This window comes from Pedobacter sp. GW456-11-11-14-TSB4, from assembly GCF_059424425.1.
Genome location: NZ_JBWKZK010000001.1, coordinates 640,849 through 653,242 on the forward strand (window position 1 = coordinate 640,849; position 12,394 = coordinate 653,242).

Genomic DNA, 12,394 nt, shown 5'->3' on the forward strand with positions numbered 1-12,394 from the left:
AAATATAAAAATTAGTTTACTCGCTCAAAATTTTTAGGTATTGAGAAAGGGAAGGTAACCGGAACATTGCTGTCAATTTTATTGAATTCTATAGAAATGTTGATTTTTTTTGCTCCTGCCATAGAGTTCAATTTTAAGCTAGACGGGAATAAAGCGTTATTAATCTGGGTATAATCTCCATAAACAACTTTTAATGCTTGTCCATTTTTTGCATCATTTAAATTTACTTCCGCAGGTTTTAGCAAAGTATTAAATAAAACTTTGTACAACAAATCGCTAGTAGTTCCACTTACCGCCCACACCCCATTTTCTTGAGCTAAGCTAGATTTTTCTACCATAAATTCGTTTATTGTATTACCAGAAAGTATAGATTGTAATAGCGCAAAATTAACTTGCTTATTGGTAAAACCATAGATATAGCTAAACGGTTTCTGAACAAAAGTTTTTTGCAAATTATTTCTCATTAACAAACTATCTGGCGTAATTACAGCTCTAACGCCCTCAATACCGGCCAAACCTGTAACACTCACCCAAATCTTTTTGTCTTTTTCCATTCTTATATTCATGGTAACATTATTCACATCGCCATCAACATCTAAAGTGGTTTTTCCTTTAAGTGAAAGCGTATTAAAAGCTAAATCTTTACTCTTTAATAACGCTAAATTCTCAGTTTTCTTATCAGCGCCTGCCTCCACTTTTTCTGTGCTTGCAACTGGGGCAGCAACAATTACTTTTTTTGGCTTACAACCTACTGCAAATACGGTTAATGAAGCAAAAATTAGGCTATTTAAAATATTTCTTCTCATTTATTTTCTTAATTAGTTTTTCGGAACCATTTCCGGCTTCTTTGGCTTTTTGCCATTGCACAACAGCGTTATCTTTGTTTCCTTTCAAGAAAAGAATATCACCGTAATGTTCCAAATAAACAGGATTTGATGCACCATTGTTTTGCATCGCTCGCTCTATAAAATTTAACGCTAAATCTATTTTGCCTTGCTTAAACAAAACCATTGCATAAGTATCTAAAACAGAGGCGTTTTTAGGCAAAGCCTTTGCTGCCTTTTCTGCCAACATTTCTGCTTTTGGCAGGTTATGGTTTCTTAACGCCAAATAGTAAGCATAATTGCTTAAGGTTAAATAATTATCTGGCGCTAAAGCAATCGCTTTATCAAAGGCTACATCAGCCTCTTTCAATTTTTCTTGGTCAATTAAAACTTCGGCCTGCAATGCAAAAATCATTGCTTTTAAGTTTTGGTCATCTCCATCTAAAAGCAAAGCTGATTTAATTTCTAAAGCAGCTTCAGCATTTTGTCCGTTTCTGTGCAAAGCAAAAGCTCTGTAATAATATAAAATAGCCTGATTTGGATAAATGGTTAACGCATCTTCACCAGTTTTAATGGCTTCATCATAATTACCTATTAAAGTTTGTACAGCCAACAGCTTTTGCCATGCTAAATAATTTTGCTCTTCTAACTTCAACACGGCAGCATATTGCCTTTTGGCCATGCTATAATTGCCTTGTTGATATAATACATCGCCATAAATTAACAATAGTTTCGCATCATTTGGATGGGTTTTAATGGCAATTTCTGTCAAATCTGTAGCATCTTTAGCCACTAACTGATTGTTAAATCGTGGCAACATGGATGTTATAATTTTAATTTTATTAGCAACTGGCATTTCTACTTGAGCAAATGCAGATTTTAAAGGCACAATCGCCAATTCATTTTTTCTTTGAGATTGATAAACATCAGCTAAAGCTAAATCTATTTCGAAGTTAGTTGGCTCGATGGTTTTCGCCTTTTGTAATAACTCTATAGCTTCTTCTTGTTTATTTTTTTCTAATAAAATACCACTCAAATAAAGATAATTTTTTACGTCGGCTGGATTTTCGGTAATTAGTTTTTCTATAGCAGTGTCGCTTTTATCATCTTTGCCGTTTAAATTAATGCGCTGTTTGGCCATCATCAACTCTTTAGAACTTCCAAATTTTTGCTCTAATAAGTCGTAGGCAGTCTTTGCATCATCAACCTTACCAGAAATGAACAGCGCATTTGCTCTATCAAAATAAAAATCTTCAGTCTCTGGGGCCATTTTAATTAGCTGATCAAACACATTAACTAATGCCTCCATATTTCCATTGCGTTTATAAACCTCGGCATTGAGCCTTAAATACCAAATATTTTCTGGCTTTAACGCAATTGCTTTTTTAATGTTGATTTCTGCATCAAGTAATTTGTTCTGTCTATAATTCATCGATGCCAACTCAAAATAAGCTGCATCATTTTTTGGATCTAAAGCAATAACTTTAGTGAAACTAACACTGGCTTTTACATAATTCTCGGCCATTTTATCCTTCAATCCTGTAAAGAACAACTCTTTAACTACATTACCTTCCCTATTGTCAGACACAGGCATGTCTTGCGCAAAGTTTTTTGCGCTTACCAAACAGAAAAGGAAAAATAGTATTTTAAATTTCATGCTTTTTATAAAATTTTGGTCTTCGACTACGCTCAGACTGACAACAAAAACCTGCAAACTGAGAATTATTTCCCAGTATGCCCGTAACCACCTGCGCCACGAGCCGTATCGCTTAGTTCATCAACAGCTTCCCAGCTAATTGTTTCGTGTTTTGCAATAACCATTTGTGCAATTCTATCGCCATCATTAATTACAAATTCGGTATCTGATAAATTTATCAATAATACTTTAATCTCTCCGCGGTAATCTGCATCAATGGTACCTGGCGAATTTACAATGCCAATACCATGTTTAAAAGCCAATCCACTACGTGGTCTAATTTGTGCTTCGTAACCGATTGGTAACTCTATATGCAAACCTGTTGGAACCAACAAACGTTGCAAAGGTTTAATAGTTATTTTTTCTGGAGTAAATGCTCTTAAATCCATACCCGCAGCATGAGCGGTTTCATAAGCTGGTAGTGGGTGTGTAGAATGGTTGATGATTTTGATATTCATATGGAGACTTGAGATGTGAGTTTGAGAAATATTATCGCTTCAGCATTGTCATTATTTCATTTTTTTCAAAATAAACAACACCGGTAACAAATGCAATTAACAAAGCATTGCCGATGTATATATTTCTATTAAAAAGAAAAAATGAGGTAAAAACCAAAATTGTAGATATAAGCAAATAGGCTGAAATTTTCTTTAAATTATAGGGTATTGGATAATGTTTTTGACCTAGAACGTAAGATAATACCATCATCACAAAATACGCCAACATACTTACCCATGCGGCACCCATGTAACTGTATTTAGGAATTAAAATTACATTTAAAACTATTGTAATTAACGCCCCAGCTACAGAAATGTACAAACCATATCGTGTTTGATCTGATAAACGATACCAAATAGAAAGATTTGTATAAATACCTAAACAAACGTAACCTAATAATAAATAAGGTACCGCTGGTAAGCCCACCCAATATTCTTCTCTTTGGATAAAATGTTTTAATAACTCTATATTGGCAATAATAGCGACAAATAGAATTGCCAAGGATATTGCAAAATATTTTAAAATAACCGCATAAGTTTGCTTCGCATTTTGTTGTTTAGCATGGCTAAAGAAAAAAGGCTCTGCACCCAATCTAAATGCGGTAATAAAGATGCTTAAAAAAATGGCGATTTTACAAACCGCTCCGTAAATACCAACTTCTCCGTCAGCAATATCAACAGGCAATAATTTTTTAAGCACAATTTTATCTAAATTCTCATTAATGATGAATGATAAATTTGCAATTAAAATTGGCCAGCTGTAGCTAAACATATTTTTAAATAATTTACCATCAAACCTCAATTGTAGCTTTAAAAATTCTGGCAATAGATAAATAAATGTGGCTACACTTGCTATTAGGTTAGACAAAAATACATAACCAATCCATTGAAATCGGTACCATGACGAACACCAAGAAGCACCAATCCAATCATTTTTTATGAAAGCTGGCACTACATAAATAAAAAACAAGTTAAAGCCAACAAAACATCCGATGTTTAAAAATTTGGCAACACTATATTTAAAAGGCCTACCATCTGCCCTAAGTTTGGCAAACGGAATTACGCAAATGGCATCGATATATAAAATCCAAAGAAAAAAGCTTACGTATTGCTTATAGTCAGCTATTTCCGAAATATCTGTAGCTAAATAAGTTGCAATGGACGTAGAAAAAATCAACCCTGTTGCTAAAAATAAAGTTGAGATAAAAGCGATGCACAAAAATGAATTGTTGTAAACTTCTTGTTTTTTATCTTCGAATTTATTGAGGTATCTGAAATAGGTGCTCTCCATACCAAATGCCAAAACAGCATTAATTAGAGAAGCATTGGCATACATATTTGTAAAAATTCCATATACACCTTTTTTGTAAACAGAAGTATAAATTGGCGTTAAAATAAAATTGAATAACCTAGAAAATACGGTGCTTAGACCATAAATTGCAGTCTGACCAAGAAATTTTTTATAAACAGACATTTTTAGATTTGAGTATTGAGATGTGAGATGTGAGATCAATCCCAACAATCAAACAATCAAACAATTTAACAATAAACTACCAAAGTAAATTCTTTTTTACTACTTCAAAGTTGCGATAATTTTTAAGATCTCCTTCTGCTGTGCTAACACTTTCTACTTTTGATTTTTCTGGTCCTTCGTTACACCACTCAACAAACATAGCTAAAGTAGTTTCATTAGCTTCAGCTTCTATATAAACCGAACCATCTTTTTCATTTTTCACTAAGCCTTTTACACCCATTTGATCTGCGACCGCTTTGGTACTCGCTCTAAAAAACACTCCCTGTACTTTACCCGTTACTTTTATGTTAATATGTTTCATGGCTTGGCTTCTTGTTGTGTTTGTTTAACAGCAGATTGTTTGCCTTTATTTTTTAAAAGCACAATTGCTAAAATCACTAAAATAACGGTTACAACGGCTAATATTCTTTTAAAAAGCATAGTTAAAACTTCAAATTTTCTAAATTTTTCTTTTCCTGCAAAAACTCATTCCAAATATTTTTCAAAATCTCTGCTGCGGGCTTAATTTCATCCAGCATAGCTGATACTTGCCCAATTTCTAACTCACCCTGTTGCATATCGCCTTCAAACATACCTAATTTTGCTCTTGCTCTGCCTAACAATTCTGCTAATTTTTCAGCTCCCGCTCCATCAGCTTCAGCTTGAGCAACAGCATCTGCAAATTCGTTTTTTAATAAGCGAACTGGCACCAGCTTTTTCATACGCAATTTGGTATCGCCTTCGGCAGATGAAATAATTCTTTCTTTAAAATTTGGATGAGCGGATGATTCTTCGGCTATTGCAAATGCCGAACCTACTTGCACGGCATCTGCACCCAAAGCAAAAGCGGCCAACATCGATTTACCACTTGCAATTCCACCAGCTGCGATAACCGGAATTTTAACCGCCGCCTTGATCATCGGAATTAAACACAAAGTTGTGGTTTCCTCTCTCCCATTATGTCCGCCCGCTTCAAAACCCTCTGCTACAATTGCATCAACGCCGCAATCTTGAGCCTTTATCGCAAACTTTGTATTGGCAATAACGTGGACTACTGTAATTCCCTTTTCTTTTAAAAAGTTAGTCCATGTAGCTGGATTACCAGCAGAAGTAAAAACGATATTTACCTTTTCTTCTACTAAAATATCCATAATTTCTTTCACATTTGGATAAAGCAAAGGAACGTTAACCGCAAATGGATTTGAAGTAGCTTTTTTACATTTTTGAATGTGTTTTCTTAAAACTTCAGGATACATGGAGCCAGCGCCGATAATTCCTAATCCGCCTGCGTTAGAAACCGCAGCAGCTAATTTCCAACCACTGCACCAAACCATACCAGCTTGGATAATTGGATATTTGATGTTAAAAAGGTTACAGATTGGGTTAGTCATAAGCAGAAGTTTGAACTATAAATAATGTCCCCTTAATGAGTGCACAAGTATTCTAAATTCTTGTACTTCATAAATCAATCCATGTTCTTGATTTATTCTCCTTGACCAATTTCCTGCTTGCTCGTATTTAAGTGCTTCTGGCTTGCCTATGCCAGAGAAAGGGGATTCTTGGATGCTCTCTAACAGTGTGCGAATTTTTTTTAAGATAGCTTGATTACCAGACTTTTTAAAATATTTTAAATCTTCAGCTGCAACTAGCGTGAATTCTATTTCCATATTTCATCAAGCGTTACTTTTACAGTTTCACCGTTAGCTGCCTGTTTCTTGCTTAATTTTATCTTTTCAGTAAACTCCGGATTATAAGGTTGTTTATTCTCCTCAAAAACTATATTAAATGCTTTCATAAAGGCTTTAAGAGCCGAAAGTTGTTCTTTATTTTCTGGGTGAACAATTAAAGTTGACATAAATAGATTTTTTGATGAATGATTATTGCCACGCTAACCTTGATGCGTGTTGCATTAAACAAAGATAAACAATTACTACCTAACCTAAAATTTAGATTATCCTTTGCACCTTTTGATCAATTACGGCGAAATTAGAATTTAAAGCTATTAAATTTATCCCAGGCATTTTACCTACTTCAAAACTTCCATATTGGTGATCAATACCTAAAAACTCTGCCCCATTTAACGTAGCCCACTTTAATAATTCTGCAAACGCTATATGTTTATGGTCTTGCAAATTTTTCATTTCTGAGAGAATATTTAATTGATGATTGCTTGCCAAACTATCTGTTCCTAAAGTTATTTTTACGTTTTCTGATCTTAACAAATCTACATCAGGTAAATTATTTTCAATGTATAAATTAGCATTGGGACATAAACACCAATACAATTTTTGATGTTCACTTTTGGCGAAATCTAAATCAGCTTTGCTGCTAAAAGTATTGTGCACTAATAGTGTATTTACATTTTTAGGCAGTTTTGGGAGATGATAATTTAATGAATTTTTACCACTGCCGTGAACCTCTGCTTTTGGAATATTTAAGCGCTGATACATCAAATCAAAATCTCCAGATCCCGATTCAAAAAATTCATTCTCGGCAGCTGTTTCTTGATTATGAATACTCAACAAATCATCTGTTGTTGTGATAGAAGCTATTTTTTTAAATAAATCTGAAGAAACAGAATATGGGGCATGAGGAACTATGCTGGCTTTTAAAGGAATATAAGCAGACTTCATCGCAATTGCCTCACTTATTAATGGTTCTGATGGTCTATTAAATCCGAAAACCTCCACAAATGTGTGGTAATATAATTTGCTTTTTTCTTTAATATCTTTCGATATCAATTGATTAGCTATATCGCCAACGGCCACAATACCATTTAAATACATTTGTTGATCTGCTAATTCCATCGCCGCTAGTACCTCATCATCATTTGCAGCTCGTTGAGCTACCACTTCTCTTACAAATGCTGGCAATCCGATATGTTCTGGTATTTTGTTAAACAAATGCGAAAGCTCTAAATGACAATGGGTATTGATGAAGCCAGGAACCAATGCTCCTTCATAAAATGATATATCTCTTATACCTCTCTGTTCTGCTTCGGCTTGAGTAAGCACCTGTAAAATTTTCCCCTTACTATCTATCTCTAAAACTCCGTTTTTTACAGGTTGTGTAGTTATAGGAAATATCCAATTGGCTGAAATAAACTTTTGCATGTACAAATTAACTGCATTCTTTTACCAAACACAAAAGCTTACCTAAACAATGTTGCCTGTTGCAACAAAGTGTTGCACATCTCCACAACTTTTAAAAAGTTAAAATTTACCCAAAGCACTAATTATCAATAATTTAAAAGTTTTGGCACAGCTTGGCACCATTATGTACTATAGGTTAGTATAGTTTCACAAATAAAATTTAAAAATTATACATTATGAAAAAATTAATTTTATCAGCTGCGTTTTTAGCATTCGCAGGTTTCACAACAGCACAAGCTTCAGACTCTAAAATCAACAATATCGAAATTACTACTGTTAAAGATAGCGTAATTAAAACTCCAATCAAATTGGAAGAATTACCAAAACCAATTGCAGATATTTTAAAAGTTGAACCTTATGCTACATGGACACCAACTGCAGCATTTAGTGTTAAAGATGGAGAAAAAATGTATTATCAAGTAGATGTTAAAAAAGAAGAGCAAGTTGGTTCTTTAAAATTTGACGCAGAAGGTAAACCAGTAGAGTAATTTAAAATACATCTAAAAGCTCAATCAATTAAATTTTAACGTTGCTAGTTAAGCAACATCTAAAAAACATATTATGAAAAAGTTAATTTTATCAGCTGCGTTTTTAGCATTCGCAGGATTTGCAACAGCGCAAGCATCAGAAGTAAAAAACGTTAACCAAGTTGTTACAGTTCAGGATAGTGTGGTTAAAACTCCAATTAAATTAGAAGAACTACCAAAACCTATTGCTGATATTTTGAAAGTAGAACCATATGCAGCATGGACCCCAACAGCAGCGTTTAGCGTTAAAGATGGAGAAAAAATGTACTACCAAGTTGATGTTAAAAAAGAAGAACAAGTAGGTTCTTTAAAATTTGACGCAGAAGGTAAACCAGTAGAATAATTTCCCAAAAATTAAGTCTTATATAATAACAAAAGCCAGATTTTCTCTGGCTTTTGTTATTTTTGTATATGTCTCAAATACTCATTGTTGAAGATGATGCCACTTTTGCTCAAATAATTGAAGGATTTTTGAGCAAAAACAACTATGCTATACAAACTGCTGCAGATCTAAATCAGGCATTTACATTTGTGGAGAAACAAGAATATGAGCTTTTGTTAATTGATTATCGATTACCAGATGGAACTGGCTTAGATTTACTAAAACACGTTCGTAATAAGGGGTTGCAAGTTCCAATTATCATTATGACAAGCTTTAATGATGTACGTACAGCAGTAAAATCAATACAATTAGGGGCTTTCGATTATATTACAAAGCCGATTAATCCTGATGAACTTTTGATGGTGATTAAGGGTTTACTTGATAAAAAAGTAGAAAAAGTTCACCAAAATAAGGATCTCATTAAAGGAAAAAGCGATGTTTCTGATCGCTTATACGCACATATTGATTTGGTGGCACAAACCGATATGTCTGTAATTATACAGGGTGAAAGCGGCACAGGAAAAGAATTTGCTGCAAGAACCCTACATAACCAAAGTAAAAGAAAAAACAAACCCTTTGTTGCAATAGATTGTGGTGCATTATCTAAAGACTTAGCTGCAAGCGAACTCTTCGGCCATACCAAAGGAGCATTTACTGGCGCCTTAAATGATAAAAAAGGGCAATTTGAAATGGCTAATGGTGGAACACTTTTTTTAGATGAAATTGGAAACTTAAGCTACGAAGTTCAGATTAAACTTTTAAGGGCATTACAAGAAAGAGTGATACAGCCTTTGGGAAGCAACAAATTGATTAATGTTGATGTTAGGATAATTGTAGCTACAAATGATGAACTCAACAACACCATGAAAACCGGTGAGTTTAGAGAAGATTTATATCATCGTTTAAATGAATTTAAAATTATTATCCCGCCGTTGCGAGAAAGAGGAAAAGATTTAGAACTTTTTATACAACATTTTGTAAACCTTGCCAACAAAGAACTAAACAGAAATGTGCTTCAAATTGCCGCAGATGCAAAAGCATTATTATTGAAATATGATTGGCCAGGAAATTTAAGAGAGCTGCGAAATGTAATTAAAAGAATGGTTTTGCTTAGTCCGGGTGTTGAAGCCACCATGCAAAGTTTGCCAGAAGAAATGACAATGGCTGTTGAGCAGGTGCAGCTACCTAATTCTTCTGATTTAAAAGCAATTAATGAGGTAAATGAGAAAAATTTAATTATCGAAACGCTAAATAAAGTTAAGCACAATAAATCTAAAGCGGCTAAAATGCTCAATATAGATCGCAAAACATTATACAGTAAAATGGAGAAATATAGTATCAATTAATCTTCTTTTACCAATTGCTCAATCAATATATGAAGCTGTGAGCTTAAAAATGCTGCTTGCTGCTTTTCATCTTCACTTATTTCTTCTGCGTTTGCAATCTTTTGCTCTAATATTCTAAATTCAGAGCCTAAATCATTAGCACCAATTTGTGCAATTCTTCCCGCTAAACGATGGATAATTAACCTAGCTTTGTCTGTGTTTTGCTCCTCAACATTTAATTGTAATTCAGAAATATCACTTAAGCAATCCTTTTTAAATTGAATTAATATTTTTTTCAGCATTTCCTTGTCTCCCATCGTCATTCTTTCGAGAGAATTTAAATCGTAGGTGATGTGATCTGCTGCAAAATTCGTATCAATTACAGAAAGTAAATCATTCGCCTTAAATGGCTTAGTGATTAGCCCATCCAATCCTGCAGTTATAATATGGTCTTTTTCGTTAGGCAATACTTGGGCTGTGATGGCGTAAAACTTAACACCATTAGGCAATTTTTCTTTTAACAAAGCGAATAAATCAAGTCCGTACATATCCGGCAAACGCATGTCTACCAACACAAACTTTACATCATTATCTATCGGATGCGCTAAACACTGCTTAGCACTACTAAACTTTGCAAAAGGAATTTTTTGTTGATTGAAAATTAAACCGCAAAGTTCAAGGATCAATAAATCATCATCAATTACCCAAACTTTTGGTTTATTAATTTTACTTACTGGCTCGCTAAAATTAGCTTCAGCTATTTGTTGTTTAGCGGCTGGATATTTTAGATTGATGCTGAACGTAGTGCCTATATTAATCTTACTTTTAACATCAATTCTACCACCTTGATTGTCAATTAACTCTTTAACAATTGCTAATCCTAAACCGGTACCTTCTTTATTAATGGTTTGGTGAGTTGGCTTTTCAATTTGTTCAAATTCTTTAAAAATCACATTTGTATTCGTGTCATCAAAGCCAATACCTGTGTCTTCTACAATAAAATTGAAGTATATTTCGTCTGCCGTTCTTTTAGCAGAAACCTTAAATGCAACGTTACCTTTTATAGTAAACTTAACTGCATTTCCTAAAACATTAAATAAAATCTGTTTTAGCCTAAATGGATCTCCATTTACAAAATAATGATCATCTATATTTATTATTGGGCTAAATGTGATCTGTTTTTTATCCGCTAGCGGAAGAATGCCCGCAATAACTTCATCTAAAACTTCAGCAATATTAAAATCTTGAAGATTAAAGCTAAATTTCCCTGAGATAATTCTGTTATAATCCAATACTTCATTTACAATTTGCAATAAATGAGTTGATGAACTATGTATGGCTTTGATATGCTTTTTATTAGGATTTTCCTGTCGCATTATCAATTCTGAATAACCCAAAATTGATTGCAGTGGTGTTCTAATTTCATGACTCATGTTAGATAGAAAGCGCTGTTTCGCAGAGCCATGATATTCTGCTTCCTCTTTTGCCTCCTCTAAAGCAATTCGATATTGGTTACTTTTACCGATGTCTCTTAGTATCCAATAACCTAAAATTAAGGTAATTAAAAAAAAGGCTAATATGATTATAGTTATCTGTATAATTCCATCACCCACAACAGCTTTAGCATCTGCATTTCTTAAATCAATTTGAGCTACAGTTTCTGCCTCTACCTCTCGCAACAAAGTGAGCATTTGTTGTGTAATTAGATTACTAGCATTGGCCAAATCGGCTTCTTTCCTTAAAAATCTATTGCTTTTGTATTGTTGTTGCTTTTCTATTGTTAACAAAGAGCTCTCAATACCACGCATCACGCTATCCTCTACAGCTGCATTTAGTGTGTCTCGTTTAACCAAAAACTCCTCATCAATAATTTTATAAACCTCTGCTTTCTTTTTACCAAAAAGTCTATTTAAAAAACCTTTAGATTTTCCATCATCTTCAGGAGCAATTGTAGTTGTAGAGGTAGAAGTTCGAGTAGTGAGAATAGCACTGTCTGCTTCTCTAGATCTTTGCGAAACTAAATCATTCAATTTTTTTACCTCATTAGAAAACGATTTGGTATTAACCAAGGTTTCTCTAACTTTTAAATAGGCTAAAAACTGTTTATCTCTGTCGGCTAATAATTTTTTTATTGATTTAATACGCAGTAATTGAGCAGTATCGCCTTCATATAACTGAGAAAGTGTATCTAAACTTTTTCTTAAAAGCCTAGTTTTTAAAATAAAATTATTGCGATTGGCATCATTATTAAATGCTTGATCTTTTTGAAGTTGATCTAACCTGGCTGTTTGGTGGGAGAGCTCATTTACAATTCTTAACCTGTTATTTGGTGCCGAAAGTTGCTCAACCGTATTTAGCATCTCACCAAATACAAATTTACTAATACCCCAAGCTAGCAAAAGCGCAAAGCAAGCTAATAAAAAGCCAATTATTATCTTGCCTTTGGTAGCTTCAATAAATCTTTTCTGATTAACCATC

Annotated in this window: 14 protein-coding genes; 3 read left to right on the top strand and 11 right to left on the bottom strand. The window is 33.7% G+C overall.

Annotated elements, in window-relative coordinates; all coding sequences use genetic code 11:
* Positions 1-11: 11 nt before the first annotated feature.
* The 10 genes from lolB1 to AC07XU_RS02975 form a co-directional block, all read right to left on the bottom strand.
* Positions 12-806 carry a lipoprotein insertase outer membrane protein LolB1 gene (gene lolB1, locus AC07XU_RS02930; RefSeq protein WP_494942121.1) on the bottom strand — a complete coding sequence of 265 codons (795 nt, stop codon included), beginning with the start codon at positions 804-806 and terminating at the stop codon, positions 12-14.
* Positions 784-2,481 (bottom strand): tetratricopeptide repeat protein, encoded by a 1,698-nt coding sequence (locus tag AC07XU_RS02935; protein ID WP_494942122.1) that lies wholly within the window; start codon positions 2,479-2,481, stop codon positions 784-786. The genes lolB1 and AC07XU_RS02935 overlap by 23 nt, the downstream gene beginning before the upstream one ends.
* A 65-nt stretch (positions 2,482-2,546) precedes the next feature.
* Positions 2,547-2,978 carry a dUTP diphosphatase gene (dut, locus tag AC07XU_RS02940; protein WP_494942123.1) on the bottom strand — a complete coding sequence of 144 codons (432 nt, stop codon included), beginning with the start codon at positions 2,976-2,978 and terminating at the stop codon, positions 2,547-2,549.
* 31 nt (positions 2,979-3,009) lie between these two features.
* Entirely contained in the window at positions 3,010-4,491 is a 1,482-nt protein-coding gene (locus AC07XU_RS02945) for an oligosaccharide flippase family protein (protein ID WP_494942124.1), read from the bottom strand.
* 76 nt (positions 4,492-4,567) lie between these two features.
* Positions 4,568-4,852, bottom strand: a complete 285-nt coding sequence (locus AC07XU_RS02950) for an acylphosphatase (RefSeq protein WP_494942125.1) — start codon at positions 4,850-4,852, stop codon at positions 4,568-4,570.
* The gene (locus AC07XU_RS02955; RefSeq protein WP_494942126.1) at positions 4,849-4,971 is read right to left on the bottom strand and encodes a hypothetical protein; all 123 of its coding nucleotides are present in this window, start codon (positions 4,969-4,971) and stop codon (positions 4,849-4,851) included. Before AC07XU_RS02955 ends, AC07XU_RS02950 begins: the two co-directional genes overlap by 4 nt.
* A gap of 2 nt (positions 4,972-4,973) precedes the next feature.
* Positions 4,974-5,921 (bottom strand): NAD(P)H-dependent flavin oxidoreductase, encoded by a 948-nt coding sequence (locus tag AC07XU_RS02960; RefSeq protein ID WP_494942127.1) that lies wholly within the window; start codon positions 5,919-5,921, stop codon positions 4,974-4,976.
* A gap of 15 nt (positions 5,922-5,936) precedes the next feature.
* Positions 5,937-6,197, bottom strand: coding sequence for a Txe/YoeB family addiction module toxin (locus AC07XU_RS02965; protein ID WP_494942128.1), 261 nt, complete (start codon positions 6,195-6,197; stop codon positions 5,937-5,939).
* Positions 6,188-6,385, bottom strand: coding sequence for a DUF2683 family protein (locus AC07XU_RS02970; protein WP_494942129.1), 198 nt, complete (start codon positions 6,383-6,385; stop codon positions 6,188-6,190). The genes AC07XU_RS02965 and AC07XU_RS02970 overlap by 10 nt, the downstream gene beginning before the upstream one ends.
* Before the next feature lie 91 nt (positions 6,386-6,476).
* Entirely contained in the window at positions 6,477-7,643 is a 1,167-nt protein-coding gene (locus tag AC07XU_RS02975; RefSeq protein WP_494942130.1) for an amidohydrolase family protein, read from the bottom strand.
* Between the two features lie 215 nt (positions 7,644-7,858).
* Between AC07XU_RS02975 and AC07XU_RS02980 the strand changes: the two genes are divergently transcribed.
* The 3 genes from AC07XU_RS02980 (at position 7,859) to AC07XU_RS02990 (ending at position 9,937) form a co-directional block, all read left to right on the top strand.
* Positions 7,859-8,170, top strand: coding sequence for a hypothetical protein (locus tag AC07XU_RS02980; protein WP_494942131.1), 312 nt, complete (start codon positions 7,859-7,861; stop codon positions 8,168-8,170).
* 73 nt (positions 8,171-8,243) lie between these two features.
* Positions 8,244-8,552 (top strand): hypothetical protein, encoded by a 309-nt coding sequence (locus AC07XU_RS02985; RefSeq protein ID WP_494942132.1) that lies wholly within the window; start codon positions 8,244-8,246, stop codon positions 8,550-8,552.
* Positions 8,553-8,620: 68 nt separating this feature from the next.
* Positions 8,621-9,937, top strand: a complete 1,317-nt coding sequence (locus AC07XU_RS02990) for a sigma-54-dependent transcriptional regulator (RefSeq protein WP_494942133.1) — start codon at positions 8,621-8,623, stop codon at positions 9,935-9,937.
* Here the strand turns inward: AC07XU_RS02990 and AC07XU_RS02995 are convergent.
* Positions 9,934-12,393 carry a hybrid sensor histidine kinase/response regulator gene (locus AC07XU_RS02995; RefSeq protein WP_494942134.1) on the bottom strand — a complete coding sequence of 820 codons (2,460 nt, stop codon included), beginning with the start codon at positions 12,391-12,393 and terminating at the stop codon, positions 9,934-9,936. The two genes, AC07XU_RS02990 and AC07XU_RS02995, sit on opposite strands and share 4 nt — an antisense overlap.
* Position 12,394: the final 1 nt, after the last annotated feature.

What these genes read in the sequence shown, in the direction of transcription:
- AC07XU_RS02955 (WP_494942126.1), bottom strand. Translation starts at nt 4,971, where the DNA reads ATGCTTTTTAAAAGAATATTAGCCGTTGTAACCGTTATTTTAGTGATT.
- AC07XU_RS02970 (WP_494942129.1), bottom strand. Translation starts at nt 6,385, where the DNA reads ATGTCAACTTTAATTGTTCACCCAGAAAATAAAGAACAACTTTCGGCT.
- AC07XU_RS02945 (WP_494942124.1), bottom strand. Translation starts at nt 4,491, where the DNA reads ATGTCTGTTTATAAAAAATTTCTTGGTCAGACTGCAATTTATGGTCTA.
- AC07XU_RS02990 (WP_494942133.1), top strand. Translation starts at nt 8,621, where the DNA reads ATGTCTCAAATACTCATTGTTGAAGATGATGCCACTTTTGCTCAAATA.
- AC07XU_RS02975 (WP_494942130.1), bottom strand. Translation starts at nt 7,643, where the DNA reads ATGCAAAAGTTTATTTCAGCCAATTGGATATTTCCTATAACTACACAA.
- AC07XU_RS02935 (WP_494942122.1), bottom strand. Translation starts at nt 2,481, where the DNA reads ATGAAATTTAAAATACTATTTTTCCTTTTCTGTTTGGTAAGCGCAAAA.
- dut (WP_494942123.1), bottom strand. Translation starts at nt 2,978, where the DNA reads ATGAATATCAAAATCATCAACCATTCTACACACCCACTACCAGCTTAT.
- lolB1 (WP_494942121.1), bottom strand. Translation starts at nt 806, where the DNA reads ATGAGAAGAAATATTTTAAATAGCCTAATTTTTGCTTCATTAACCGTA.
- AC07XU_RS02960 (WP_494942127.1), bottom strand. Translation starts at nt 5,921, where the DNA reads ATGACTAACCCAATCTGTAACCTTTTTAACATCAAATATCCAATTATC.
- AC07XU_RS02995 (WP_494942134.1), bottom strand. Translation starts at nt 12,393, where the DNA reads ATGGTTAATCAGAAAAGATTTATTGAAGCTACCAAAGGCAAGATAATA.
- AC07XU_RS02950 (WP_494942125.1), bottom strand. Translation starts at nt 4,852, where the DNA reads ATGAAACATATTAACATAAAAGTAACGGGTAAAGTACAGGGAGTGTTT.
- AC07XU_RS02965 (WP_494942128.1), bottom strand. Translation starts at nt 6,197, where the DNA reads ATGGAAATAGAATTCACGCTAGTTGCAGCTGAAGATTTAAAATATTTT.
- AC07XU_RS02980 (WP_494942131.1), top strand. Translation starts at nt 7,859, where the DNA reads ATGAAAAAATTAATTTTATCAGCTGCGTTTTTAGCATTCGCAGGTTTC.
- AC07XU_RS02985 (WP_494942132.1), top strand. Translation starts at nt 8,244, where the DNA reads ATGAAAAAGTTAATTTTATCAGCTGCGTTTTTAGCATTCGCAGGATTT.